Annotated in this window: 24 protein-coding genes; 9 read left to right on the top strand and 15 right to left on the bottom strand. The window is 62.8% G+C overall.

Annotated elements, in window-relative coordinates:
• Window positions 1-12: 12 nt before the first annotated feature.
• Complete coding sequence (gene guaB / locus DJFAAGMI_RS07010; RefSeq protein ID WP_167002192.1) at window positions 13-1,488, bottom strand: IMP dehydrogenase; 1,476 nt, start codon at window positions 1,486-1,488, stop codon at window positions 13-15.
• A 97-nt stretch (window positions 1,489-1,585) separates the two neighbouring features.
• Between guaB and DJFAAGMI_RS07005 the strand changes: the two genes are divergently transcribed.
• The gene (locus DJFAAGMI_RS07005) at window positions 1,586-2,086 is read left to right on the top strand and encodes a DUF4124 domain-containing protein (protein WP_211456476.1); all 501 of its coding nucleotides are present in this window, start codon (window positions 1,586-1,588) and stop codon (window positions 2,084-2,086) included.
• Window positions 2,087-2,162: 76 nt separating this feature from the next.
• Here DJFAAGMI_RS07005 and DJFAAGMI_RS07000 read toward each other — a convergent pair whose 3' ends face one another.
• Together DJFAAGMI_RS07000 and DJFAAGMI_RS06995 are read right to left on the bottom strand one after the other, a co-directional pair.
• Window positions 2,163-2,528, bottom strand: coding sequence for an RnfH family protein (locus tag DJFAAGMI_RS07000; protein WP_211456475.1), 366 nt, complete (start codon window positions 2,526-2,528; stop codon window positions 2,163-2,165).
• Complete coding sequence (locus DJFAAGMI_RS06995) at window positions 2,521-2,973, bottom strand: type II toxin-antitoxin system RatA family toxin (RefSeq protein ID WP_043005099.1); 453 nt, start codon at window positions 2,971-2,973, stop codon at window positions 2,521-2,523. Before DJFAAGMI_RS06995 ends, DJFAAGMI_RS07000 begins: the two co-directional genes overlap by 8 nt.
• A gap of 159 nt (window positions 2,974-3,132) precedes the next feature.
• On the opposite strand from DJFAAGMI_RS06995, the gene smpB reads away from it, so the two are divergent.
• Together smpB and DJFAAGMI_RS06985 are read left to right on the top strand one after the other, a co-directional pair.
• Window positions 3,133-3,606: an SsrA-binding protein SmpB gene (smpB, locus tag DJFAAGMI_RS06990; RefSeq protein ID WP_003054725.1), complete on the top strand. Its 474-nt coding sequence runs from the start codon at window positions 3,133-3,135 to the stop codon at window positions 3,604-3,606.
• Window positions 3,607-3,709: 103 nt separating this feature from the next.
• A complete protein-coding gene (locus DJFAAGMI_RS06985) occupies window positions 3,710-4,108 on the top strand; it encodes a DUF4259 domain-containing protein (protein WP_211456474.1) in 399 nt (132 codons plus the stop codon).
• 58 nt (window positions 4,109-4,166) lie between these two features.
• On the opposite strand, the gene DJFAAGMI_RS06980 is transcribed toward DJFAAGMI_RS06985, so the two are convergent.
• Entirely contained in the window at window positions 4,167-4,460 is a 294-nt protein-coding gene (locus tag DJFAAGMI_RS06980) for a hypothetical protein (RefSeq protein WP_043004996.1), read from the bottom strand.
• A gap of 210 nt (window positions 4,461-4,670) precedes the next feature.
• On the opposite strand from DJFAAGMI_RS06980, the gene alaS reads away from it, so the two are divergent.
• Window positions 4,671-7,295, top strand: a complete 2,625-nt coding sequence (alaS, locus tag DJFAAGMI_RS06975) for an alanine--tRNA ligase (RefSeq protein ID WP_211456473.1) — start codon at window positions 4,671-4,673, stop codon at window positions 7,293-7,295.
• 238 nt (window positions 7,296-7,533) lie between these two features.
• Here alaS and trmB read toward each other — a convergent pair whose 3' ends face one another.
• From trmB to DJFAAGMI_RS06955, 4 genes are all read right to left on the bottom strand, one after another.
• Window positions 7,534-8,268, bottom strand: a complete 735-nt coding sequence (trmB, locus tag DJFAAGMI_RS06970; protein WP_063661298.1) for a tRNA (guanosine(46)-N7)-methyltransferase TrmB — start codon at window positions 8,266-8,268, stop codon at window positions 7,534-7,536.
• Between the two features lie 29 nt (window positions 8,269-8,297).
• Window positions 8,298-9,356 (bottom strand): tRNA glutamyl-Q(34) synthetase GluQRS, encoded by a 1,059-nt coding sequence (gluQRS, locus tag DJFAAGMI_RS06965; RefSeq protein ID WP_211456472.1) that lies wholly within the window; start codon window positions 9,354-9,356, stop codon window positions 8,298-8,300.
• A 42-nt stretch (window positions 9,357-9,398) separates the two neighbouring features.
• Window positions 9,399-10,514: an NAD(P)/FAD-dependent oxidoreductase gene (locus DJFAAGMI_RS06960; protein ID WP_211456471.1), complete on the bottom strand. Its 1,116-nt coding sequence runs from the start codon at window positions 10,512-10,514 to the stop codon at window positions 9,399-9,401.
• Between the two features lie 134 nt (window positions 10,515-10,648).
• Entirely contained in the window at window positions 10,649-11,587 is a 939-nt protein-coding gene (locus DJFAAGMI_RS06955) for a LysR family transcriptional regulator (RefSeq protein ID WP_211456470.1), read from the bottom strand.
• A gap of 121 nt (window positions 11,588-11,708) precedes the next feature.
• Between DJFAAGMI_RS06955 and DJFAAGMI_RS06950 the strand changes: the two genes are divergently transcribed.
• From DJFAAGMI_RS06950 to DJFAAGMI_RS06940, 3 genes are all read left to right on the top strand, one after another.
• Window positions 11,709-12,410 (top strand): pirin family protein, encoded by a 702-nt coding sequence (locus DJFAAGMI_RS06950; RefSeq protein WP_211456469.1) that lies wholly within the window; start codon window positions 11,709-11,711, stop codon window positions 12,408-12,410.
• Window positions 12,411-12,484: 74 nt separating this feature from the next.
• Entirely contained in the window at window positions 12,485-12,892 is a 408-nt protein-coding gene (locus DJFAAGMI_RS06945) for a DoxX family protein (RefSeq protein ID WP_211456468.1), read from the top strand.
• Between the two features lie 170 nt (window positions 12,893-13,062).
• A complete protein-coding gene (locus tag DJFAAGMI_RS06940) occupies window positions 13,063-13,617 on the top strand; it encodes a flavodoxin family protein (protein WP_043376517.1) in 555 nt (184 codons plus the stop codon).
• 134 nt (window positions 13,618-13,751) lie between these two features.
• On the opposite strand, the gene DJFAAGMI_RS06935 is transcribed toward DJFAAGMI_RS06940, so the two are convergent.
• The 6 genes from DJFAAGMI_RS06935 to DJFAAGMI_RS06910 all read right to left on the bottom strand — a co-directional run bounded on the left by DJFAAGMI_RS06935 (window position 13,752) and on the right by DJFAAGMI_RS06910 (window position 21,462).
• A complete protein-coding gene (locus DJFAAGMI_RS06935; RefSeq protein WP_043005097.1) occupies window positions 13,752-14,525 on the bottom strand; it encodes a sulfurtransferase in 774 nt (257 codons plus the stop codon).
• Window positions 14,526-14,576: 51 nt separating this feature from the next.
• A complete protein-coding gene (locus tag DJFAAGMI_RS06930) occupies window positions 14,577-15,428 on the bottom strand; it encodes a MinD/ParA family protein (protein WP_003054751.1) in 852 nt (283 codons plus the stop codon).
• Window positions 15,429-15,432: 4 nt separating this feature from the next.
• Complete coding sequence (locus DJFAAGMI_RS06925) at window positions 15,433-16,227, bottom strand: GGDEF domain-containing protein (RefSeq protein WP_080757923.1); 795 nt, start codon at window positions 16,225-16,227, stop codon at window positions 15,433-15,435.
• Window positions 16,228-16,270: 43 nt separating this feature from the next.
• Entirely contained in the window at window positions 16,271-17,983 is a 1,713-nt protein-coding gene (locus DJFAAGMI_RS06920; RefSeq protein ID WP_211456771.1) for a SulP family inorganic anion transporter, read from the bottom strand.
• Window positions 17,984-18,427: 444 nt separating this feature from the next.
• Window positions 18,428-19,804, bottom strand: a complete 1,377-nt coding sequence (locus DJFAAGMI_RS06915) for a DUF1329 domain-containing protein (RefSeq protein WP_211456467.1) — start codon at window positions 19,802-19,804, stop codon at window positions 18,428-18,430.
• A 182-nt stretch (window positions 19,805-19,986) separates the two neighbouring features.
• Window positions 19,987-21,462 (bottom strand): amino acid permease, encoded by a 1,476-nt coding sequence (locus DJFAAGMI_RS06910; protein WP_211456466.1) that lies wholly within the window; start codon window positions 21,460-21,462, stop codon window positions 19,987-19,989.
• A 724-nt stretch (window positions 21,463-22,186) separates the two neighbouring features.
• On the opposite strand from DJFAAGMI_RS06910, the gene DJFAAGMI_RS06905 reads away from it, so the two are divergent.
• Window positions 22,187-23,374 (top strand): MFS transporter, encoded by a 1,188-nt coding sequence (locus DJFAAGMI_RS06905; RefSeq protein ID WP_211456465.1) that lies wholly within the window; start codon window positions 22,187-22,189, stop codon window positions 23,372-23,374.
• Between the two features lie 35 nt (window positions 23,375-23,409).
• Here DJFAAGMI_RS06905 and DJFAAGMI_RS06900 read toward each other — a convergent pair whose 3' ends face one another.
• A complete protein-coding gene (locus DJFAAGMI_RS06900) occupies window positions 23,410-24,300 on the bottom strand; it encodes a LysR family transcriptional regulator (protein WP_211456464.1) in 891 nt (296 codons plus the stop codon).
• Window positions 24,301-24,498: 198 nt separating this feature from the next.
• Here DJFAAGMI_RS06900 and DJFAAGMI_RS06895 point away from each other — a divergent pair, with 198 nt between their 5' ends.
• Window positions 24,499-25,965, top strand: a complete 1,467-nt coding sequence (locus tag DJFAAGMI_RS06895) for an MFS transporter (RefSeq protein ID WP_211456463.1) — start codon at window positions 24,499-24,501, stop codon at window positions 25,963-25,965.
• Window positions 25,966-25,981: the final 16 nt, after the last annotated feature.

Raw genomic sequence — 25,981 nt, 5'->3', positions numbered from 1 at the left:
CAAGGGACTTGCTTAGTCAGCGCGGTAGTTGGGCGCTTCCTTGGTGATCTGCACATCATGCACGTGAGATTCGCGGATGCCGGCTGCGGTGATTTCCACAAACTCGGCCTTTTCGTTCATCTCGGAGATCGTGGCGCAACCGCAGTAGCCCATGGAGGCGCGCACGCCGCCGGCCATCTGATAGACGATGGAGACCATGGAGCCCTTGTAGGGCACGCGGCCTTCAATGCCTTCGGGAACCAGCTTGTCGGCGTTGGGGTTGCCGGTGGACGATTCCTGGAAGTAGCGGTCGGCCGAGCCTTGCTGCATGGCACCGATGGAGCCCATGCCGCGATAGCTCTTGTACGAGCGACCCTGGTACAGAATCACTTCGCCGGGAGCTTCTTCGGTACCGGCAAACATGCCGCCCATCATGATGGTGGAGGCACCTGCGGCCAGGGCCTTGGAGATGTCGCCGGAGAAGCGGATGCCGCCGTCGCCGATCAAAGGCACACCAGTACCCTTCAGGGCGTCGGCCACATTGGAGATGGCCATGATCTGGGGCACGCCCACACCTGCCACGATACGGGTGGTGCAGATGGAGCCGGGGCCGATACCGACCTTGACCGCGTCAGCGCCGGCTTCCACCAGTGCCAGAGCGGCAGCGCCGGTGGCGATGTTGCCGCCGATCACGTCCACTTGGGGGTAGTTCTGCTTGACCCAGCGCACGCGGTCGATCACGCCCTTGGAGTGACCGTGGGCCGTGTCCACCACGATGGCGTCCACGCCGGCCTTGACCAGCAGTTCCACACGCTCTTCGGTGCCAGCGCCAACGCCGACGGCTGCGGCTACGCGCAGGCGGCCCGATGCGTCACGTGCAGCATTGGGGAAGGTGGTTTGCTTGGTGATGTCCTTGACGGTGATCAGGCCCTTGAGTTCGAAGGCGTCGTTCACCACCAGAATACGTTCGAGCTTGTGCTTGTTCAGCAAGGCCTTGGCTTCGGCGGGGCTGGTGCCGTCTTTTTCATTGACGGTAATCAGCTTCTCGCGGGGCGTCATGATCTGGCTGACCTTGACGTCGTAGCGGGTCTCGAAGCGCAGATCGCGGCTGGTCACGATGCCGACGACCTTGCCGCCGTCGCAGACGGGGAAGCCCGAAATGCCGCGCTCTTCCGACAGCTGCAGCACTTGCAGCACGGTGTGCTCGGGGGTGATGACCACAGGGTCGTGCACCACACCGGATTCGTGGCGCTTGACCTTGGACACTTCAGCGGCTTGCTGCTCGGCTGTCATGTTCTTGTGGATCACGCCGATACCGCCTTCTTGCGCAATGGCGATGGCCAGACGCGCTTCGGTCACCGTGTCCATGGCGGCAGACACCAGGGGCAGGTTCAAGCGGATATTGCGAGTGAATTGGGTGGCGAGAGAAACGTCCTTGGGCAGGACTTCGGAGTAGGCGGGAACGAGCAGGACGTCGTCAAAGGTCAGTGCTTTTCCGAGAAGGCGCATGTGATGGCTCCAAAAGAAAGATTGTACCTGTGACTTGCCGCACAATGTGGGCTCGTGAGCCAGAATCCCCAACGCCTGTCCAAGACTTATTGACTCCATGCACGCCATCAAGTTCGCTTTGTTCGCAGCCATAGCCTGTTGCACGGTACCCGCCATTGCCCAGTGGCAATGGATAGATGGTCAGGGGCGCAAGGTATTCAGCGACCGGGCGCCGCCTGCGGATATCCCTGCCAAGAATATCTTGCGCACCCCCGGTGGCGCAAAGCCTGCGGCGCCTGTGGCCGTGCCTGAAGCCAGTGCAGCTCCTTCGGTGGACAAGGGCGTAGACAAGGGGCTGGAAGAGCAAAAGCGCAAGCAGCAGGAGCAGGAGAGCGCCAAGGCCCAGGCCGACAAGCTGCAAAAGGAAAAGCAGCGCCAGGACAACTGCAACCGCGCCAAGCAGGCCAGGGCAACCCTGGCCTCGGGCCGCATGCTCTCGCATGTGAATGCCAACGGTGAGCGCGGCTTCATGGACGAGGCTACGCGCGATGCCGAGATCAAGCGAGCCGATGCCGTGATCGCTTCCGATTGCGGACCCATGGCAGAGCCGGCGCAATAGTCGCCAGAGTCTTCGCCGGAATCTCGATAAGAAAAGCGCCTTCTGAAGGCGCTTTTTTTGTCCTGCTGGCTGTTGGTTAGTAGCCGGCCTTGGCTCCGTCCCTCTGGCGTTTGAAAAGTCCGGCGCTGCGCGAGCCCTGGCGGGCAAAGCGTTCGCGTCGGGCGACCTTGGGGTCCACGGTCAGCGGGCGATAGACCTCCAGGCGATCGCCATGCTGGAGCACCTGGTCCGCGGTCGCGGTCCTGCCCCAGATACCAACCATGCCAGCCGAGGCTTCGGGCAGTTGCACATCCGGCAATGCTGCTGTTGAAGCGGTCACTGCGTCCAGCGCTTGCTGGACGGTGCTGCCTGCTGGAAGCTGCAACAAGGTTTCCTGCACGGTACCGGAGCAGGGCGAAATGCAGACCGTGATGTCGATCAGCGTGGGGGGCGCATCAGCCATAGATCTGCTCGGCACGCTTGATGAAGGCGTCGACCATGGAGCCAGCGATGCGGTCGAAGACCGGGCCGATGATGGCGGCCACTGCGCCGTTCTCGAAGCCGTAGTCGAGCTGCAGCTCGACCTTGCAGGCGCGCTGCGTGCCGTCGCCCACGGGGTGAAAGCGCCAGTGGCCCTCAAGACGCGAGAAAGGTCCCTTGACCAGGCGCATGCTGACCTGCTTGCCGCCGTTGTCCATGGTACTGTTCGTGTTGCGCGTCACGAAAGACTTGCGCAGTCCGCTGAACGCAATGCCCACCTCGGCAGTCATGCCGGTGCCGTCCTGCTCCAGAATCTTGGCATGATCGCACCAGGGCAGAAAGTCGGCATAGTGGGCCACGTCCGTCACGAGGGCAAACATTTCTTCGGGGCTGTACCAGATCAGGACGGACTTGTTGACGTTTTTCATGAACAAAGAGCAATCAGCAGGGCGCAAGAGCAGGGAATTGGTCAGGGCCAATCAACCCAGGGGCGCGATGCGAAACTAAAATCATCGCTCAGAGGCGAGACGGCAATCCAGTATTGTAGGGAGAGCTTTCATCTCCGGTCCGCCTGCAACTAATATTCCATGGCCAAGAAACCAGAAACATCGTCGCGCATTGCCGACAATAAAAAAGCAGCTTTCAACTATTTCTTCGAGGAACGCCACGAGGCCGGCATGGTGCTGCACGGCTGGGAGGTCAAGGCCTTGCGCAGCGGTAAGGTGCAGCTCACCGATGGCTATGTGCTGATCAAGGACGGCGAGCTGTTCCTGCTGGGCTGCCAGATCAACCCGCTCAAGACCGCTTCCACCCATGTCAATCCCGACTCGGCGCGGATCAAGAAGCTGCTCTTGAAGAAGGATGAGATCAAGCGCCTAGTCGGCAAGGTCGAGCAAAAGGGCTACACCCTGGTGCCCATCAATCTCCACTGGAAGAACGGTTACGTGAAATGCGAGATTGCCCTGGCCAAGGGCAAGGCCGAGCATGACAAACGCGACGTGATCAAGGACCGCGAAGGCAAGCGCGAGGTGGAGCGTGCCATGAAAAACCGCAACCGTTGACCTGCCGCGCCTGGATCGACTGCCCGGACTGACACAGTTCTGACATCAAGGCCCGCTATGTTGGGCCTTGCTTTACTGACATATCGCAGCAAGGAGTTTGGTCATGGGCACTTGGTCGCACGGCAATTTCGATAACGACACCGCATTGGACTGGCTGGCCGATATCACGGGCCAGCTCCTCGATGAAATTGCCGAGGCCTTGGACTCGCCCGAGGCCTTGCAGGCGGGCGAGTCCGAGTCCGATCTGGTTCCCTGCCGGATCGAGCTGCTGTGTGCCATGGCCGAGGGCGGCATGCATCCGCTGTGGCCGGATCTGCAGACGCTGGAGCAATGGAAAGCCACTTATCTGCAGGCCTGGGATCAGAGCATCGACGAACTGGAGCCGGAAGAGGGCTACAAGCAGGATCGTCGCGTCGCAATCATCGAGACTTTCGACCGCATGATCGCTCTGGCCGCTGCAGAAGAGGAAGAGGGCGCGGGCGAAGACTGGGGCGAAGAGTAAGTCTTTCAGTCACGCAGGACGCATGCCCGGAGCCCGGGCTTGCTCCGTCGCAGCTGCTTCAGGGGTTTTCGCCGTAGCGGGTCTTGAAGTCGAATTCGAGGCGTTCGCAGTCTTCGGGGGACCTGAACTCCTGGGTCTTGCGCTCGGCCTCAGGCTTGGCCGTCTGCTTCCAGCAGATCTTGATGGTTTCGGCCTCTGTCCAGCGCTGCTTGCTGAGCGGATCGTCCATGAACTGGCCGACGAGCATGAGCGCGCCAAAGATGACCACGGGCAGTGCGATGAGCCAGACCACCAGGCGGTTTTTGGCTGGGGCATCGGGTTTGGAAGTCTCGGTTTTTGGGGTATCGCTCATAGTGGTTGCCGATTATCCGCAAGCCGATGATGAAGACATTAATGCAACGCATGAAAATTCGTGATCGCTGTTATCGGCACAAGGCAGCGCGGGTATGTAGTCGCAAACCTATAATGTTCGGCTGATTTGCCTGTCTGCGCAGCTCCTGAAAAAGCAGCGCCGGGCCGTACTGATCGCAGGCGTCATGCTGGCGTCTTCATACCAAACACCATGAGTACACCCACTTTTTCCGTTGCGGACATCCGCAAGACGTTCCTGGATTTCTACGCTTCCAAGGGCCACACCGTTGTCGCGTCCAGCTCGCTGGTTCCCGGCAACGACCCCACGCTGATGTTCACCAACTCCGGCATGGTGCAGTTCAAGGATGTGTTCCTGGGCACGGACAAGCGCCCCTACAACCGTGCAACATCGGTGCAGGCCTGCCTGCGCGCCGGCGGCAAGCACAACGATCTGGAAAACGTGGGCTACACCGCGCGCCATCACACGTTCTTCGAAATGCTGGGCAACTGGTCCTTCGGCGACTACTTCAAGAAGGAGTCCATCGAGTGGGGCTGGGAGCTGCTGACCAAGGTCTTCGGCCTGCCCGCCGAGAAGCTGCTGGCCACGGTCTATCACGAAGACGACGAGGCCTATGACATCTGGAAGAACGTCATCGGCATGCCTGCCGAGCGCATCATCCGCATCGGTGACAACAAGGGCGGCAAGTACAAGAGCGACAACTTCTGGATGATGGCCGACACCGGCCCCTGCGGCCCCTGCTCGGAAATCTTCTACGACCACGGCGAGCACATTGCCGGCGGCCCTCCCGGCAGCCCGGAAGAAGACGGCGACCGCTTCATCGAGATCTGGAACCACGTGTTCATGCAGTTCGACATGAAGGAAGACGGCTCCGTGGTGAAGCTGCCCGCACCTTGCGTGGACACAGGCATGGGCCTGGAGCGCCTTGCGGCCATCCTGCAGCATGTGCACAGCAACTACGAGATCGACCTGTTCCAGGCGCTGATCAAGGCTGCCGGCCGCGAAACCCACACCGAAGATCTGAGCACTCCTTCGCTCAAGGTGATTGCCGACCATATCCGCGCGACCTCTTTCCTGGTGTCCGACGGCGTGATTCCTTCCAACGAAGGTCGTGGCTATGTGCAGCGCCGCATCATCCGCCGCGCCATCCGTCACGGCTACAAGCTGGGCCAGAAGACTCCCTTCTTCCACAAGCTGGTGGCCGACCTGGTGGTGCAGATGGGCGATGCCTATCCCAAGCTCAAGGAGCAGGAAGCGCATATCACCAGCGTGCTCAAGGCCGAGGAAGAGCGTTTCTTCGAGACCCTGGCCAACGGCATGGAAATCCTGGACAGCGCGCTGGCCGGCGATGTGAAGGTGCTGCCCGGCGATGTGGCCTTCAAGCTGCATGACACCTACGGCTTCCCGCTGGATCTGTCCAACGACGTGGCGCGCGAGCGTGGCGTGACGGTGGACGAGGCCGGCTTCAACGCCGCCATGCAGCACCAGAAGGAAACTGCCCGTGCAGCCGGCAAGTTCAAGATGGACCGCGCGCTGGAATACACCGGCCAGGGCAACACCTTCGTGGGCTATGACAAGCTGGCGGAAGCTGCAAAGATCGTAGCGCTTTACGCTGACGGTGTATCGGTTTCCGAGCTGAAAGCTGGTCAAAACGGTGTGGTTGTTCTGGACACCACTCCCTTTTATGCAGAATCCGGTGGTCAGGTCGGCGACCAGGGCGTGATTGCCGCGGGCGGCAACCGCTTCGCCGTGGAAGACACGCTCAAGATCAAGGCCGATGTATTCGGTCACCACGGCGTGCTGGAAGCTGGCAGCCTCAAGGTGGGCGATGCCGTTGAGGCGCAGGTGGATACCGCTGTGCGCGCCGCCACCATGCGTAACCACTCGGTCACCCACATCATGCACAAGGCCTTGCGCGAAGTGCTGGGCGGCCATGTGCAGCAAAAGGGCTCGCTGGTCAATGCCGAGCGCACCCGTTTCGACTTTGCGCACAACGCCCCGGTGACGGCCGAGCAGATCCGCGAGATCGAAGCCCGCGTCAATGCCGAGGTGCTGGCCAACACCGCCACCGATGCGCGCGTGATGGACATCGAAAGCGCCCAGAAGACCGGCGCCATGATGCTGTTCGGCGAGAAGTACGGTGAAACCGTGCGCGTGCTGGACATCGGCTCCAGCCGCGAGCTCTGCGGCGGTACCCACGTCAGCCGTACCGGCGACATCGGCCTGTTCAAGGTGGTGGGCGAATCCGGCGTGGCCGCTGGCGTGCGCCGTATCGAAGGCATTACCGGCGAAAACGCGCTGGCCTATCTCCAGTCGCTGGAGTCCACCGTGGACCAGGCAGCAGCCGCTTTCAAGGCGCCTGCTGCCGAGCTGACCAACCGCATCGGCGGTGCGCTGGATCAGATCAAGGCACTGGAAAAGGAAATTGCTGCTCTGAAGGGCAAGCTGGCCTCCAGCCAAGGCGACGAGCTGGCTACGCAGGCCGCCGACGTCAATGGCGTCAAGGTGCTGGCAGCCAAGCTCGAAGGCGCCGATGCCAAGACCTTGCGCGACACCATGGACAAGCTCAAGGACAAGCTGGGCGCGGCCGTGATCGTGCTGGCTGCCGTGGACGGCGACAAGGTGCAACTGGCTGCAGGCGTGACCAAGGCCGAAACCGCCAAGGTCAAGGCCGGCGAGCTGGTGAACTTTGTGGCCCAGCAAGTGGGCGGCAAGGGTGGTGGCAAGCCCGATATGGCCATGGCCGGCGGCACCGACGCCGCAGCCGTGCCCGCAGCGCTGGCCAGCGTGCAGGCCTGGGTGGCCGAGCGCCTCTGAGCCGAGCGCCTGTAAGGCGAGCGTCAAAAGGCAGCCCAGGCTGCCTTGTCCCAAAACAAAACGCTCCTCGATGAGGAGCGTTTTTTATGGCTTGGAGCCAAGTCCTTGCAACTGGCGCGAATCCAAATAGCTGGCGCTGACTCAAATCAGAGACAGCAAGCAAGGGCCGCCCCGCAGCGAGGCTGTCGTCCCCCTCCGCGAAGCAGAGAGGGGGAGCGGCAAAGCCGCTCAGGGGGTGTTACTTCTTCTTGAACACCAGGTCCCAGACGCCGTGACCGAGGCGAATGCCGCGGTTTTCGAATTTGGTCAGCGGGCGGTAGTCGGGCTTTTCGGCGTAGTTCTCGGCCGTGTTCTGCAGCATGGGTTCTGCGTTCAGCACTTCCAGAATCTGCACCGCATAGGGCTCCCAGTCGGTGGCGCAGTGGATGTAGCCACCGGGCTTGATGCGAGCAGCCAGCTTGGCGATCAACGGGCTCTGGATCAGGCGGCGCTTGTTGTGCTTTTTCTTGTGCCAGGGATCGGGGAAGAAGATGTGCACGCCGTCGATCGAGGCTTCGGGCAGCATGTTGTCGATGACTTCCACGGCATCGTGCTGGAGGATGCGGATGTTCTCGATCTCCTGCTCGCCAATGCGCTTGAGCAGCGCGCCCACGCCGGGCTCGTGCACTTCGCAGCACAGGAAATTGTCGTCGGGGCGCACGCGGGCGATATGGGCCGTGGCTTCACCCATGCCGAAGCCGATCTCCAGAATCAGCTTGCCGTCGCGACCGTAGGCGGCTGCGGCGTCGAGCGGGGCCTTCTGGTATTGCAGCAGAAAGCGCGGACCCAGCTCCTCGAAAGCCTTGGCCTGGCCCGTGGTGGTGCGGCCGGCGCGGCGCACATAGCTTTTGATGGTCTTGGGATAGGCCACGCCTTCGGGTGCCTGGCCTTGGGATGCTGCGGATGCGTCAGCGGCTGGCACGTTTTCGGCCATATCGGTAGTATGTGTTGGAATAGAAGAAGTCACGGGGCGATATTGTAGGTTTGGCGCCAGCATTGAAGCCAGAAGTCCAGCGCCAAAGGCAAGGCGCTTGCGGGGCTTTCGTTGCTGCCAGTTGTGGCCGCAGGCGCTTGTGGCAGGCCGAGCTGCTGCGCTGCAGCAGACAGCACGCTCAGTGGCTGGCTGACATCCACGGCGGGTGCGCCATGCTGTTTGGAGAGCTTTTCTCCGTTGTCCATGCAAACCAGCGGCGTATGCAGATAGCGCGGCTGAGGCAGGCCCAGGGCGCGTTGCAGCACGAGCTGGCGCGGGGTGTTGTCTGCCAGGTCTTCGCCGCGCACCACATCGGTAATGCCTTGCTCGGCGTCGTCAACGACCACCGCCAGCTGGTAGGCCCAGAGCCCGTCCGCCCGGCGCAGTACAAAGTCGCCCACGCTGGTGATCAGGTTCTGCTGCTGCGGGCCCAGACGCCGGTCCTGCCAGTGCAGCACAGGGCGCACGCTTTCCAGGTAAGCTTGCCTTGTTGCTATGCTTTGCGTAGCTGCTTGCGCTTGCTGGGTAAGAGTGTTGGCTTGATTCTCTTGTAGTTCATGTACCTGCTGCTCCAGCGCAAAGCGCCAGGCCCTGGCGGGCTTGCCTTGCAGGCCATGGCGGCAGGTGCCGGGGTAGGGGCGCTCCACATGCCGCTCGTGAGTCAGTCCCTTGGCCTGCCAGGCAGCTTCGATGTCCTTGCGCGTGCAGCCACAGGCGTAGGCCATGTTTTGCGCCTGCAGTTGCTGCAGTGCTTTTTCATAGAGAGCATGGCGCTGCGACTGCCATACCACGGGGAGATCGGAGTGCAGGCCGCAGGCGGCCAGCTGGCGCAGGATTTCCTGGTCGGCGCCAGGCTGGCAGCGCGGCGGATCGATGTCTTCGATGCGAATCAGCCAGCGTCCCTGGTGGGCGCGTGCATCCAGCCAGCTGGCCAGTGCCGCGACCAGGGAACCCGCATGCAGCGGTCCGGTGGGAGAGGGGGCAAAGCGCCCGATATATGGCCCCGCACTGGGGGCGCTGGTGAAGGGACGGGAGAGGGCCGCAGTCATGAGGGACGCCATCTTACGCCCCTTGCCCTGTGCGCAGCAGGCTCAGGCCAGAGCCAGGCCCATTTCGAGCCCCGAGACAAAAGCATCTTCCACGCGCAGACCTATGCACCAGTCGCCGCACAGGCCCAGACCTACCGAGGGATCGTGGCTGAAGGGCCTACCCAGGGGGGCCAGAGTCTGGGCATGCTGCCAGAGGTAGACGCTGGCATGGCGCGGTGCGACGCGGATGCCGGTGATCTCGCCAAAGGCTTTTTGCAGCTTGGAGAGCACGCGCGTGGCGTCGTCATGGCGGTGCTCGTTGGACCACAGCGGGTTGGCATGAATCGTCCAGCGCTCGGTCTGGGCGCGGCCGGGCTTGGAAGACTCGCGTGCCACCCAGGCAACGCGCTCATGCGTGCTGCGCGCCGCATTCCACTGCGGGCCCAGCGTGGTCAGGCCGGCCTGAGCCGCCATCGGGTAGGACAGCGTCATGGCCCAGCAGGGGGCCATTTCCACGGGGGCCAGGGTCTTGGCCAGGGCCGCCCCCTGCGGCGCGGTCTGCAGCAGTTGCGCGGCCACGGGCGCCGGCACCGCCAGCACCACGGCGTCGAAGTCGGCGGCAATCTGCGGGCCGTGGTCCTCGGTATCCAGCATCAGCGACCATTGATGGCGGCTGTGGTGGCTGCCGCTGGCAATGTGGTGGCTCATGGCGCGCAGGGACTGGCCCAGATGCAGGCGTCCGGCCTCCCACAGCGGAGCGGCCCAGGCCAGGGGCAGGGACTGCATGTCTGGCATGCCGACCCAGTGGGTCTCGCGCACCGGTGCGTGCTTGTCGACTCTGCGGCCCTGGGCATTGCGGGTCTGAACGCTGTTCAGACTCCAGGCGCGCAGACTGCCGGGCGTGGTGTCCAGCGCCTGCTTGAAGCGTGGGTCGCGCACGGTGAAGAACTGGGCGCCGATGTCAAAGCTGCCATAGGGGCCGCTGACCGAGCGCATGCGCCCGCCAGCCTGGGTCAGCCGCTCATAGACATGAACGTCGTGTCCGGCCTGCATCAGCGTGCGGGCGCAGGCCAGGCCTGCAATACCTGCACCGATGACGGCAATGCGCTTGGCATCGGGATGCAGGGAGGGGGAAGAAGCAGAGGCAGTTGCGGACGCGCGAGTGCGGGAAGCATTCATGGAAAAGCCTTTTCGACACCGTTTGAGTTCTAGCGTAGCCAGCTATCCAAAAGATAGCAAGTGCTGCTTTTGCTGAATTGTTGCAGCGCAACTCACTCTACACCTCCCGGATGTCGGCGGTGAGCCGCCTCAGCTTATTGGCGGTGATGGTTTTCCATGAGCGCCTTGCACGTGGCCGGACTCTCGAGCTGCGTCAGCCACCATTGCAGCGCGCGCCCGGGCGTGCGGTGGGCAGGGCCGGGCCAGGCATAGTGCAAACGCAGATTGCGGCTGGCGCGCCGTACCTGCCTTGTGACCAGCAGGCCGGCGTCCAGATAGGCCTGCACCATGCCGCGCGGCAGAAAGCCCGCGCCAATGCCGCGTATCTGTGCTTCCAGCTTGGCCTGCATGCTGTCCACGGTGAGCACGTCCTGGCCGTTGACCAGACCGAAGCTGGTGTTGCTACGCACGCCAGAGTCGGCCACCGCCACCATGCGGTGCTGCAGCAGCAGCTCGTCGGACAGCGGCTCGTCGAGCCTGGCCAGCGGATGGTGCGGCGCGACGGCGAAGACGAAATCCATCTCCCCGATCTCACGCGTCTGCAGCTCCGAGACATTGCTGGTGTTGACCGCCACGCCAATGGCCAGGTCGGCCTGACCGCTGGTCAGCGCTTCCAGCGTGCCGTTGAGAATGCCGTCGCGCAGCTTGAGCGTGGTCGGCGGGTTCAGCGCATAAAAGGCTTCGACCAGCTCGAAGACGGGCGTACGGGCCACGGCGCCGTCGATCACGATGGTCAGCTGCGGCTCCCAGCCCGTGGCCACGCGCTTGACGCGGTGCGCCACGGCGTCGATCTCCTGCAGCAGCCGGGCGCCCTCGTGCAGCAAGGCCTGGCCGGCTTCCGTGGCCTGGGCGTGGCGCGAGCTGCGGTCGAACAGCAACACGTCGAGCGCATCTTCTATCTGGCGCACGCGGTAGGTCAGCGCACTGGGCACCAGACCGAGGGAGCGTGCCGCAGCGGCAAAGCTGCCGGTCTCGGCTATGGCCTGCAGCATGGCCAGGCTGTCGGGGGTGAGCACATCGCGGGAGCTGGGCATGGTGGGATCGAGTATTCAAACAGTTTGAATGATGCCATCAACGCCGTTCAGCCACAGCCTTGCAGCCGACTTCTACAGTAGAGCCCATAGAGACAGTCACTTGAACGAAAGGAAGCACACCATGATGACTCTGCGCAAATCCCAGGAACGCGGCTACGCCGACCACGGCTGGCTCAAGTCCTATCACAGCTTTTCGTTTGCCGATTACTACGACCCGCGCCACATGGGGTTTGGCAATCTGCGCGTGATCAACGAAGACCGCATCGCGCCGGGCACGGGCTTCGGCGCCCACGGCCACCGCGATATGGAAATCATCAGCTATGTGCTTGAAGGCGCGCTCTCGCACAAGGACAGCATGGGCAACGAAACCCCCATCCTGCCCGGCGAAGTGCAGCGCATGAGCGCCGGCTCGGGTGTGGTGCACAGCGAGCAGAACTACGCCCAGGACCAGACCACGCATTTTCTGCAGATCTGGCTGCTGCCGGCGCGCACCGGCATCGAGCCCGGCTATGCACAAAAGACCTTCAGCGAAGCGCAAAAGCGCGGCCGCCTGTGCCTGGTGGCCTCGCCCGATGGAGCCGAGGGCTCGGTGAGCATGAATGCCGATGCGCGCTTGTTCGCCGGCCTCTTTGACGCAGGCGAGGCTGCGGATGTGGCCCTGCCAGCCGGTCGCAAGACCTATGTGCACCTGGTGCGCGGCGAGCTGGACGTGAATGGACAAAAGCTGACAGGCGGCGACGCTGCACTTATTGAAAATGAGGAGCGGCTGCGCCTTGCAAATGGCCGGGCTGCGGAAGTTCTGGTGTTTGATCTGGAGCCTTGAGTCTGACGATTTCAAGGGTTGTGATGATGGATATAAGCCAACGCGACCCTTGGTCGCAACGACTGGAGTTTTAAATGTTGAATCAATTCAAAAATCCTCTGGACCTGCTGGGGCGGGTACTTATCGCCCTGCTGTTCCTGCCGGCGGGCCTCCAGAAAATCAGCGGCTTTGCCGGCACGGTGGGTTATGCCGCATCGGTGGGCATGCCCATGCCCCAGGTCGCCGTGGCGGTGGGCCTGGTGATCGAGATCGTCGGCGGTCTGGCCATCCTGCTGGGCTGGCATACGCGCTGGGCGGCCCTGATCCTGGGCTTTTTCACCCTCGTCGCCAGCTTCTTCTTCCATAACTTCTGGGGCGTGGCAGCCGAAGCCGCCATGATGCAGCAGCTGCTGTTCTGGAAGAATATCGCCGTGGTCGGTGGTCTGCTGGGCTACGCCGCCCATGGGGCAGGCGCCTGGAGCATGGACGGTCGCAAGAGCTGATTCGGGTCGCCGCATCGCCTGAAGGCGCGCGGGCAGCCAAGGCTTTGATAAGCTAGCGTGCTCTCGCAAGACAAGGCCCGCCGGGTGTCAATCCGGCGGGCCTTTATTTGGCAAAGAAACAGGATGGCGGCGCGGATGGCCGCGCCGACGCAAGCAAGAAAGAAGAAATCATGAGCACTATCGTTGTGGTCTACCACTCCGGCTACGGCCATACCCAGCGCATGGCGCAGTCGGTGGCGCAGGGCGCGGGCGCGCAGCTGCTGGCCATCGATGCCGACGGCAATCTGCCAGACGGCGGCTGGGAGCAACTGGCCGCGGCCGACGCCATCGTCTTTGGCGCTCCCACCTATATGGCGGCTCCGAGCTGGCAGTTCAAGAAGTTTGCCGACGCCTCGTCCAAGGCCTGGTTTGCCCAGGCCTGGAAGGACAAGCTGTTCGCCGGCTTCAGCAATAGCGCCAGCGTGCAGGGCGACAAGCAGGTCACGCTCGACTATTTCTACCACCTGGCCATGCAGCATGGCGGCGTCTGGGTGGGTCTGGGCCTGCTGCCTTCGAACACCAAGGCCGCGCAGCGCAATGACGTGAACTGGATGGGCAGCTTCAGCGGCGCCATGGCGCAGTCGCCCTCGGATGCATCGGCCGGCGAGATGGCCGCTGGCGATCTGGAGACCGCCCGCCAGTTCGGCGAGCGCGTGGCCAGCGCTGCAGCACGCTGGGCCAGATAAACAGCCTCGATCTGCTATTGAATAAGAAGCGGCTAGCGATTTTCTATATTGGATTTCAGATTGATTTGTATCTGAAATCCTTTGATGGAAAGCGTTAGCCGCTCTTTTTTTGAGAGTCGCCCAGACAGGCCGGCTTATTCCATCAAGTGCTTTTTGATGGGGCGGGGGTGAACCAGCTCGGTACGCGACAGATCGGTGCCCAGCGAGTCGCGGCCGTCAAAGACAAAGCAGCCGCCGTCGTAGAACTTGCCGTCGGTTTCCTCGAAGTACTTGAGGATGCCGCCTTCGAGCTGATAGACGTTTTCGATGCCTTCGTCCTGCATCAGGATGGCGGCCTTTTCACAGCGGATGCCGCCCGTGCAGTAGCTGACCACGGTCTTGCCGGCGAACTCGTCCTTGTGCTGGCGCAGTGCCGGCGGGAATTCGGTGAACTTGCTCAGGCGCCAGTCGATCGTGCCTGCAAACGCGCCTTCGTCCACTTCGTAGTCGTTGCGCGTGTCCAATGTCACCACCTCGCGGCCCTCGTCGTCATGGCCTTGCTCCAGCCAGCGGCGCAGCGTGACCGGGCTGACCGAAGGCGCCCGGCCATGGGCGGGGCGAATGGCGGGATGATCCATGCGGATGATCTCGCTCTTGACCTTGACCAGCATTTTGCGAAAGGGCACGGTTTCGGACCAGCTTTCCTTGGGAGTCAGGTCGGCAAAACGCGGGTCTTGCTTCAACTGCTCGACAAAGCCGCGTACGGCATCGGCCGGGCCGGCCAGGAAGAAGTTGATGCCTTCCTCGGCCAGCAGCACCGTGCCCTTGAGGCTCAGGGCATGGGCGCGCTCCAGCAGCGTCTGGCGCAGCTGGTCGGCATCAGGCAGGGGCGTGAATTTGTAGCAGGAAATGTTGAGTATGTCGGCCACGTCGATATCCGGGGGGCGGCCGCGCGGCTGCTGCATCGACAGTGACGCAGCTCAGACCGGGGCCGTCAGCTCTGCCTTGATTTTATTGGACAGCTGTGCCACTGCGAGGGATGCGGGTGCTCCGGGCATGGCCTGCAGCAGCAGCTGCCGGCGCATCACGGCTTCGCGCACGGCGGAGTCGACCGGAATATCGCCCCAGTGCGTCAACTGCAGCGGCTGGCCGGAATCGGTGGTCACGAAGCGGTTGAGCACCTGCTGCAGCTGGCCCGTGATGGCGCGGCCATCGCCAGGGCGCTGCGCCTGGTTGATGACCAGACGGATCTGCTGGCGCTTTTGCTGCAGGGCCAGCACCTTGATGGCTGCATAGGCGTCGGTCAGCGAGGTGGGCTCGGGCGTGGCCACGACCAGCACCTCGGTGGCCAGAGAGACGGAGAACAGCACCACGTCGGAGATGCCGGCGCCGGTGTCGAGCAGGATGATGTCGTAGCGCGGGCGCAGCAGCTCCACCGTGCGCATGAACTGGGAGCGGATCTCGGGCGTCAGGCGCGAATACTCGATCATGCCCGAGCCGGCCAGCAGCACGGAGTAGCCGCCCGGCGTGGTCAGAATCGCATCTTCCAGCGTGGAGCGGCCCGTGAACACATCGTGCAACGTGACCTTGGGGTAGAGGTTGAGCACCACGTCCAGATTGGCCAGACCCAGGTCGGCGTCCAGTACCAGCACGTTGAAGCCATGACGCGTCAGAGCCGCAGCCAGATTGGCAGAGACAAAAGTCTTGCCGACACCGCCTTTGCCGCTGGTGACGGCAATGATGTGGGCCTGCTTGGTGCGGCCAGGCGCCCGCAGGGCATCTTCCATGGATATATGAGCGGGCAAAGTAGGGTGAGGGGCCAAGGTGTCCATCGTCTCAAGGCGTTATGACCTGGCTTGCGGCGTCGGTGTTTACGTCTGGTGCTGTGTTGTCGGAAACATTTTCCTCTAAAGAGGCAGCATGCAAAGGGCTGAATAGCAGGCTTTTTTCCTCGGCACTCACCGTACTGTCGGGCGGTTCCTCGACACAGACGCAGTTGCGGCCTGCCGATTTGGCCAGATAGAGCTGGCGATCGGCACGCTCGGTCCACAGTTGCGCGGTGCTGCGAATCCATTGCTGGGCGTAGACCCCGCCGATACTCACGGTGACCTTCAGCATCTGACCCGAGGACACCGCGATGGAGTTGTCTTCGATGGCCTGGCGCAGGCGCTCGGCGACCGCACGGCCTTGATGCGCGGGGCAGACCGGCAGCACTATGGCGAATTCCTCGCCGCCGAAGCGCGCCAGCGTGTCCATGGGGCGAATGATTTCGGACAGCGTCTGTGCCACCGATTGCAGCACCATGTCGCCGGCGATGTGGCCGTGCTCGTCGTTGATCTGCTTGAAGTGGTCGATGTCCAGCATCAGCAGCAGAGCGGTCTCGCCCGAGCGGGCCACGCGGTCGATCTCACGCTCGATCACGGAGCGGAAATGGCGGCGGTTGGCCAGCCCCGTGAGAGGGTCGCGCAATGACAGAGCGCACAAGCCATCAATCAGGGCTTGCAGGTAATGGGTGGGAGTGTCGGTGGGCAGACGGATATCGCCACCGCCCGCGCGAGTCACCAGATTGTGTGCGGTGGCAAGGCGCAGATCGCGCAGGAACACGGATTGATGGGGGGCGGATGAGGTCACGACAAGCTATCAATGGTGGCCGTCAGTGTAGCAGCGACCCTTATCATTTTGTGGGTGTAGGCTTTTCGTCAGCGTTTACAGATGGCGGTTTTGTGGGGAAATTGCCAAGCGTTCGCAGAAAGTCGGCATCCGTGCGATAGAGCCTGATGGGGCTGCCGGGCTGGTGCAGCAGGCCGGCGCGCTCCAGTCGTTGCTCGGCAGGCAGTTTCAGCCCCACCACATGCAGCAGGCCACCGCGCAAGGCAACCATGCGCTCCAGGCGGGCAAATGTTTCGACGCCGGTGATGTCGATGCTGTTGATGGACTGCATCAGCAATGCCAGGTCTTTGGCCTGAGGCGCCTGCTGCAGTGCGTCGGCCGCGTAGCGCTCAAGGGCCGTGGCCGTGGCGAAGTCCAGGTCTGCGTCCATGCGCAGGGCCACCACATTGGGCGCGAGGGCCGGCAATTGCCAGAGCTGGCGGCTGCGCAGGCTGCCGTCGGGATGCTCGCCGATCTCGATGATGCGCGGGTGCAGGTGGTGATAGAGGTAGTAAGCCTGGCTGAGCATGATGCCCGCAAACACCCCCCAGTACATGCGCGGGGCGGTGACGATGGTCAGCACCAGTGTGGCGACGCTGATGCAGGCTTCCACCTTGGAGACCCTGAACAGCTTGAGGATCGCGCTGGGCTTGACCAGGTTGAGCACGGCGGTGATCACGATGGCTGCCAGCGTGGCCTGAGGCACGTGGTAGAGCCAGGGAATGAACCAGAGCACGACCACCACCACCAGCAAGATGGAAAAGACATTCGCATAGCCGGTCTTGGCACCGGCGAGCAGATTGACCGCCGAGCGTGAGAACGAGGCGCTGGTGGCAAAGCTGCCGAACAGGCCGGCGCTGATCTTGGACAGGCCCTGGGCAATCAGATCCTGGTTCTCGTTCCAGCGCGTGCCGGCCTGCTGATGCTCGACCTGGGCGCTGGAGGCGGTCTCCAGAAAGCTGACCAGGGAGATGACCAGCACCGGCATGATCAGGGCGCCGAATTGCTCCCAGTCCAGCATGCCTGGCCATTGGAAGCTGGGCAGCCCTGCAGGCAGGTGACCGATCACGGAGCCGCCCGCATCGGCAAAACCCGTGATCCAGCTGATGAAGCCGCTCAGGCCGATGATGAAAATGGCCGAGGGAAAGGCCGGACGCCATTTCTTGGCCAGCATCAGAAGAGCCATGCTGACTAGGCCGTAGGCGATGGACTGGATGCTGAACAGGTAAATGGACGGCGAGTGCCAGACGGTGGACCAGTCAGCGCGCATGCCCAGCAGGGTGGGCAGCTGCGAAGCCAGGATCAGCAGGGCTGCTGCCTGGGTGAAACCTGCCAGTACAGGCGAGGTGACCAGGTTGAGCAGCCAGCCTGCGCGCACCACGCCCAGACTCCATTGCACCAGGCCGGAGAGAATGGCCATCCATGCCGCAAGCACCACCCATTGGGCCGAGCCCGGCTCGGCCATGCCGGTCAGTGAGGCGCCGATCAGCAAGGCGCTCAGTGCCGTCGGCCCAACGCCCAGCCGCGGCGAGGGGCTGAAGAGAATGGCCACTGCGGCCGGAATGATGGAGGCGTAGATGCCGGTGATCAGTGGCATGCCGGCCAGCGCGGCGTAAGCCACGCCCTGGGGCAGCAGCATCAGGCCCACGGTCAGGCCGGCCCAGAATTCGCCGCGCAGCAGGCCGAAAGTAGGTTTGGGCCAATCGAGAAAGGGCAGCCATCGGGCCAGGGATTGCATGGAAGTCATGATTGCGGCGAACTAAACCGTCTGCAAGCTTAGTCGGGCTTTGTTGTGCAGAGATTAAAACAGGGCGAGGCTGCGACCTGGGTCGAGAAGGTCGGGCGACCCGGGGCGCGTTGTCCGAACCGGGCCCGCATGGCATCGATGGCGGCAAGGGTGTCGGCGGATGGCCGATGAATCCGGGCTTTGCCAGGCGACCGGGTGGGGTGCTGGCAGCTTGTGAATGATGCTCACGTTGAAATCGACTCGAAGACAGAAAAACGGCGCCAACAGCCATGGTTTTCAATGCCGCCGCCGTGTTTCATCCTAGCACGCTGCCCGGGGATATGCGGGGGCGCGCCAGCTTCGGGCGTTGGAGCCGCCATAAAAAAAGAGAGGCTCATGGCCTCTCTTTGCACGCTTTGGTGCAGTGCGCGCGGTGGTTGAGCCACCTGTCGTCCATCAGTTGCCCAGATTGCGGATCGCTTCGGGGGTGTACTGGCTGGGCTTGAGGTTGTCCTTGCCCAGAATCGGCGCCTTGGGGCGCTCCTGGACCAGATTCATGCTCACATAGGAGCCGGCATTCAGGTCGTAGTAGAACGATGTGCCTGCATGCCATTTCCTGATGTCGTAGGCGTAGTAGTAATTGATCTCTGCGTGCTGCCACAACTGGCCGCGTGCATCGTAGAAGTCGCCCGAGACGGCGTGGCCGGTATCTTCGTCGATGAACATCACGCGCTTGGAGTACAGGTGGCGAAAGCCCGGCTTGAGCTTGCCCTCCAGCACCCAGACACGGCGCAGCTCATAGCGGGTGTAGGCCGGGTTGGGGTGGCCGGGTTTGAGCAGATCGGCGTACTTCAGCGGCTGGTTGATGCGAAAGGTATTGGCAGGAACGAACATTTCGCGCTTGCCATGCATGGTCCATTCATAGCGCTCGGAGCCACCGTTGAACAGGCGCTCGGAGTCGATGGTCGCCTTGCCGCTGGTGCCGGGGGAGGGTTGGTCATAGCCGAACTCGGGCAGCTGGCGCACGCGGCGTGTGCCGGGGTCGTAGTTCCAGGCCAGGCGCTTGTCCGTGCCGAAGTTCATGGGCTCTATGGACAGGATCACACCGCCTTTTTCGCGCTCGGGCAGGATGGAGAAGTTGGTCACATAGGCGTACTTGCCTTCGTTGGGCTTGCCCAGGTTCTCCTTGGAGTCATAGCGGCTGAGCTGGATGTAGCTGGTGCGGCCCCAGGCGATATCGCCTCCTGCGCCCACCAATGCCATGTCGCGCTCCACCTCTTCGGTGCTGGCGCGGCTGGGCATGAGGTTGTTCCAGAGCAGCTCCACACCGCTCTTCGGAATGGGGAAGGGAAGGGCGCCCATAAAGCCCTTGACGCCGTTGCCGTCGTTGGTGATTTCGGCTTCCTGAGCGTTGCGCTTGGCGACGGCGCAGATATCGTCGTCATAGCGGAAGTCGCGGTGGCCCGGATAGACGGGAATGCGCATCGTGGCTGGGAATTTGCCAAGCAGCGCCTTCTGGCCATCACTGAGTTTGTCGCCGTACTGCGCCATATTGGCGGCCGTGATTTCGAACAGCGGCTTCTCGTGGGCATAGATATCGGGCTGGAACTGTCCCACGGACCTGGTGAACTTCACGCCGGGCGGCACGCCCAGGATCTTGCCTGTGAAGGGCGGAATGCTGCCGTCGGCATTGCCGGCCCTGATGGCGCCCGTGCAGGTCAGCTCCTTGCCCAGTTTGTCGGCCTCGGCGGCGGGAACCTTGGCACAGGCTGCACCTGCGCTCAGCAAACCCATGCACAGCAACAGCGCCGTATTCATCGTCTTGTTTTTCATTGCTCTCCTCCCTGGTGAAAACCATGCAGGCTCTTGCCTGTGAGCATCGATTCTTCAGATATTTGTCATGACATGAATCGTCTGTTGAGACTAATCGGCAGCGTCCGGGGCCGGCCCATGATGCAAAAAGGGCAGCGCCGTTGCCGGTGCTGCCCTTTGGAGGGATCAAAAATGACTAGGTATTAACGCGAGCCGTTCAGATCCATTTCCGAGTATTTGACGATGCGCGTGCCCTTGACCCATTTGTAGCCGAACCAGATGGCCAGGAAGAGAGGCAGGCCGATATAGGTGGCGATGGCGCCGACCCAGTCGATCTGGTCCTTGATCAGGTTCTCGTAGTTCTGGCCCAGAGTGATGATCAGGCACAGCACAAAAGCGAAGATGGGGCCGAAGGGGAAGGCTGCTGCCTTGTAGGGCAACTGGTTCATATCGTAGTTCTGCACCTCGCAGCCCTTGCGGAAACGATAGTGGCTGATGGCAATGCCCAGCCAGGCAACGAAGCCGCACATGCCGGACAGATTCAGCAGCCAGATGTAGACCACTTCGGGGCTGAAGATATTGGTCAGAAAGCACAGGGCGGCGATCACGGTGGTGGCGATCAAGGCCAGCACGGGTACGCCACGCGTGTTGACCTGGGTGAACACCTTGGGCGCCATGCCTTGCTTGGCCAGTGCATACAGCATGCGGGTGGAGGCATACATGCCGGAGTTGCCGGCCGACAGCACCGAGGTCAGCACCACGGCATTCATCACGGCGGCAGCGCCCAGCAGGCCGGCACGCTCGAACACCAGCGTGAAGGGGCTGACGGCGATATCGCCCAGATCGTTGCGCAGCAGCTTGGGATCTGTATAGGGAATCAGCAGACCGATGATGAGGATGGCGAAGACGTAGAACAGCAAAATGCGCCAGAACACCTTGCGCACGGCCTTGGGCACGTTCTTGGCGGGATCTTCGGACTCGCCGGCGGCGATACCGATCAGCTCCGTGCCCTGGAAGGAAAAGCCCACCACCATGGCCACACCGATCAAGGCCGCAAAGCCGCCTGCAAACGGGGCGTCGCCCGTGCTCAGGTTGGCAATATTGCCCCAGATTCCGTCAGGTGCGCCGCCTTGCAGAATGCCGAAGATCATCAGCACGCCGATGCCAATGAATACCAGCACCGTGGTCACCTTGATGGCGGCGAACCAGAATTCGGATTCGCCAAAGCCCTTGGCCGACAGTGCGTTGAGGCCGAACATCAGGGCCAGAAACAGCGCACTCCAGAGCACTCCGTTGGTGCCCGGGAACCAGTAGGCCATCACCAACTGTGCGGCCACCAGATCCACGGCAATGGTCACGGCCCAGTTGTACCAGTAGTTCCAGCCCAGCGCGAAGCCGAAACCTTCATCCACATACTTGGCGCCATAGGTGGCAAAAGAGCCGGAGACGGGCATGTGCGCGGCCATCTCGCCCAGACTGGTCATCAGGAAATAGACCATCAGGCCCACGATCATGTAGGCCAGCAAGGCGCCGCCTGGGCCTGCCTGGGAGATGGTTGCGCCGGAGGCGACAAAAAGGCCGGTGCCGATGGAGCCGCCGATGGCAATCATCGACATATGACGGGCCTTGAGGGAACGGTGCAACTGGCCGGTTGCTGCAGTGGATTCGCTGTCGCTCATGAATACGAGATTTTCTGGCAGGACATGACAAGGGGAAACAGGCTGGCTAAGGCCGTTGTCATGGCTTGCATTATTGTGGTTCTGCACGGCCGGCCCCGGGATAGCAACGCGGCGTGCGCGATCGGCGATGACACTCATTGCCGTTCAGTGGGTGCAGATTGTGAGCGATTTATGGGCGGTGCGTGCGCTTCGGGTTGTCATGAAGTGCAGCGAATTGGCGGATATTTTTTTCAAGTATCTGTTTTTTATAGGTTTATGGGCTTGGGCCGGTGGCTGCCTCTTGTGGGCGGCATTGGCTCTGCATGGAGCGGTGGCGCTCAAATGGTGGCATGGACGCAACGGATCGAGGCAATGCACGGACCGACAGCGGTCTTTCGGCCAGCCAGCAGAAGCTGCAGCGAGCCTGGGACATGAGCGCTTTTTCGCAGCCCGATTCGCCGGACCTCGGTTTTCATGGCGGCAGCAACACTAGCCTGCAACTCGTACGGTGCCATGCCGCAGCGGCGCGGTCTGGTGCTGTTCTTCCGGCTGTGCCTGCATGCGAGCGATAGAGGAGATCGGCAGTCCCCGGCAGGTGCAAGATGCCCTGTGAGCATCCCGGCCGAAACAGGCTTCAGCTTGTCGGTGATGGTTTCGTGAGCATTTCTATTCTTGAATTCAATTCAAGAGAATTTATTGGATACAGGGCTTAATCGGCAAAGATGAAGCGGGCACACTGCGGGTCATGAAATCCTCTGCAGCCTTATTTGCCCTGGCCGTTGGCGCTTTTGCCATTGGCACGACCGAGTTCACTCCCATGGGATTGCTGCCCGTGATTGCCGATGGGGTGCAGGTCAGCATTCCCACGGCGGGCATGCTGGTCTCGGCCTATGCCGTGGGCGTCATGCTGGGGGCTCCGGTCATGACGCTGCTTTTCAGCCGTTTTGGCAAACGGGCTGCGCTGATGGGCCTGATGGTGCTGTTCACAGTGGGCAATCTGTTGTCGGCCTTTGCGCCGGGCTATACCACGCTGCTGCTGTCGCGTCTGGTCACCAGTCTCAACCACGGCGCTTTCTTCGGCATCGGTGCCGTGGTGGCCGCGAGCGTGGTGCCCAGGGACAAGCAGGCCAGCGCGATTGCTGCCATGTTCATGGGCCTGACGATTGCCAATATCGGTGGCGTGCCCGCTGCGACCTGGATCGGCCAGCAGGTGGGCTGGCGCCTGGCCTTTGGCGGCACGGCCGTGCTGGGCCTGGTCACCATTGCCGCGCTGTGGCTGGCGCTGCCCAAGGGCGAGCCGGGCACACGCCCAGACGTGCGCCGCGAGCTGAAGGTGCTGGCGCGCCCCGAAGTGCTGCTGGCCATGGGCACCACGGTGCTGGGGGCCGGTGCCATGTTTGCGCTCTATACCTATGTGGCGCCGGTGCTGGCCGAGATCACGCACGCCAGCCCCGGCTTTGTGGCCTTTGCCCTGGTGCTGATCGGCGTCGGATTCACGCTGGGCAATACGCTGGGCGGCAAGCTGGCCGACTGGTCGCTGGACGGCGCGACGAAGATCATTCTGGCGCTGCTCGCCATCATCATGGCCTTGCTGCCGCTGGTCATGACCACCCATCTGGGTGCGGCCATCGGTCTGGTGGTCTGGGGCGCTGCGGCCTTTGGCATCGTGCCGCCAGTGCAGATGCGGGTCATGCAGGCCGCGGCGCAGGCGCCGGGTCTGGCTTCATCTGTCAATGTGGGGGCATTCAATCTGGGCAATGCGGTGGGCGCTGCGTTGGGCGGCTTCGTCATCGGTCAGGGCCTGGGATATGCGGCCGTGCCGCTGGTGGGCGCTGCGCTGGCCGCGGGCGGTCTGGGCCTGGTCTGGCTGGGCAAGGCCGGTCGCAGTCCTGCGGCGCAAGGGGCTGGCGAGAGTGCCGTTCGCAAGGTTTGACGGCGCTGTCGTTCCGAGCGGCTCCGGCCTGTCGCTTACCAGCGCGCCTGCTCCAGCAGCATCTGGGTCAGCGCCTTGATCTTGGGTGAGGCATGGCGGGTGCGTGGGTAGACCAGAGACAGCTCGCGGCTGCGGCCTTCGAGCTGGGTCAGCACGGGTATGAGCCGCGCACTGGCAATGTGCTCGCGCACGGCAAACTCCATGACCTGAGCCACGCCCAGACCGGCCAGCGAGCCCTCGACCAAAGGGTCGCCGCTGTCGAAGCTGATGGACTGCGGCGGCATCCAGTCCAGCGGCTCTTCGCCTTCGGCCTTGAACTGCCAGGGCACCTGAAATCCCAGATAGTGGTTGTAGACCGACAGGCAGCGGTGTCGGGCCAGCTCCTGCAGCGTGCGCGGTGCGCCATGGGCTTGCAGATAGCTGGGTGAGACCACGGTCACCCAGCGCAGCGGCGGCAGGCTGCGCGCAATCATGCGGCTGTCGGCAAGAGGGCCTATGCGCACGGCTGCGTCAAAACCTTCTTCCACCATGTCCACCACCCTGTCGGTAAAGCTGGCATCGATCTGCAGACCCGGATAGCGATCCATCAGCGGCCCCAGCAACGGCGTGAGCACCACCCGTCCCAGCACCGAGGGCGCGGTCATGCGCAGCACGCCACTGGGTTCGCAGCGCCGGTCCAGCATCAGCTGGCGCGCTTCGTCGAGCCCGGCAATCAGCGCGGCGCTGCGGTCCACCAGGGTGCAGCCATCGGGCGTGAGCGAGACATTGCGCGTATTGCGATGCAGCAGCCGGGTGCCCAGATCGGCTTCCAGCTGGGCAATCGCCCGCGAGATGCGGGACTGCGTGGTCCCCAGGCTGTGCGCAGCCTGCGTGAAGCTTTTGCACTCGGCCACCTTGACCAGCATGTGTACGGCGTTCAGATCCATGGTGCTCAAGCTTGATTGATGCGTATACGCATAAGTTAAACATGATTTTCATGTTTATCTGCGTCCTTGAATTAAATACGATGCCTGCCTGACCGGTCATTCACGCTGTACCTGCAATGCAGCACGCTTTGGAGCACTCACGCCCGTCGCCGCGACGAGGCGTGCAGCCGCTTTTTTTCGAGAATGAGGACCGATGTGATGGATCAAGAGAGAGACAAGTTGCCGCCCCTGCCCAGCCTGCGCTATCCGCGTGCAGCGCTGGCCCTGTTGTCGCTGGCGCAGCTGATGATTGCGCTGGATGCGACGATCGTGTTTGTGGCGCTGGACGCCATGGGCATGCATCTGCAGCTGCCTGCGCACCATCTGCAATGGGTGATCAGTGGCTATAGCGTGGCTTTTGGCGGCTGTCTGCTGCTGGGCGGGCGCTGCGCCGATCTGCTGGGGCAGCGCCGCATGTACATAGCAGCCATGGCCTTGTTCGGACTGGCGTCACTGGCCGGAGGCTTTGCCACCGAAGCCTGGCTGTTGATCGCGGCGCGTGCGGCCCAGGGCGTGGGGGCGGCGCTGCTGTTCCCGGCCACGCTGGCCATGATCAACACCCTGTACCGCCCAGGTGCCGAGCGCAATCGGGCGCTGGCCGTGTGGAGCATGGCCAGCGCCGGAGGGCTGGCGGCAGGGGCCTTGCTGGGCGGCGTGCTGACCCAGTTGCTGGGCTGGAACTGGGTACTGTGGGTGCTGGTGCCGATTGCCTGGCCTTGTGCGGTGGCGGCGCTGCGCTATCTGCCCGCCATGCCCAGCGCGCCGCGTCATCAGCGCCGCTTTGATGTGGCCGGGTGCATCAGCGTGACGCTGGGCAGCTGCCTGCTGGTCACGGCCCTGGTGCAAGGTCCGCAATGGGGCTGGCTGGACGGGCGCACCTTGGGTGTGCTGCTGGCAGCCGCACTGGCACTGGCGGCATTCTTTGCCATTGAAAAACAGGTGGCCGCGCCGCTGATGCCGCTGGCCATGCTGAAAGTGCGTGGCCTGCAGCATGCCATGCTGCTGACGCTGCTGTTCATGAGTTGCTACGGCGTGCAGTACTACTTTCTGGGCCTGTACTTTCAGCAGGTGCTGGGCTTGAGTCCGCTGCAGGCCGGGCTGGCCTTTGTGCTGCCCACCATTGTCTGCACCGTCGGTATTCGCTGGGCCGAACGCGGATTGGCGCGCTACAGCGCCCGCATCGTGCTGATGGCCGGCTGGGCTGCAGGTCTGGCGGGCCTGGTCTGGACCGCCGCCGTGCTGCCACTGGCCGGCAATTACTGGTGGCTGGTGCCGGGCTTCATCGTGATGAGCATAGGCCAGGGTGCCAGCTGGACCGGCATGTGGGTCTTGGTGGGCGAGGGCATTGCGCCGCAGCAGCAGGGGGTGGCTTCCGGTGTAGCCGCCACAGCCCAGCAGGTGGGGGCGGCACTGGGGCTGGCTGTGCTGGTGATGGTCGCTGCCCTGCCGGTGGCGCAAGTGCAGGCCACGGGTTCGGCAAATGCCCAGGCACTGCAGCAGGCCAATGCTCTGGGTCTGCAGAATGCGGAATGGGGCACCGCGCTGATTGCCCTGGCGGCCTTGCTGGTCTGCGCGGTCATGGGGCACAGGCCGCTGGCTCAGGAGCTGAAGCCTCAGCTTGGCTGAGTTGAGTTGATATGAA

Origin of the sequence: Comamonas brasiliensis (genome assembly GCF_018292285.1) — a bacterium.
Classification (GTDB): domain Bacteria; phylum Pseudomonadota; class Gammaproteobacteria; order Burkholderiales; family Burkholderiaceae_C; genus Comamonas; species Comamonas brasiliensis.
Note: the sequence above shows the minus strand (reverse complement) of the source record. Positions and strands in the feature narration are given on the sequence as shown.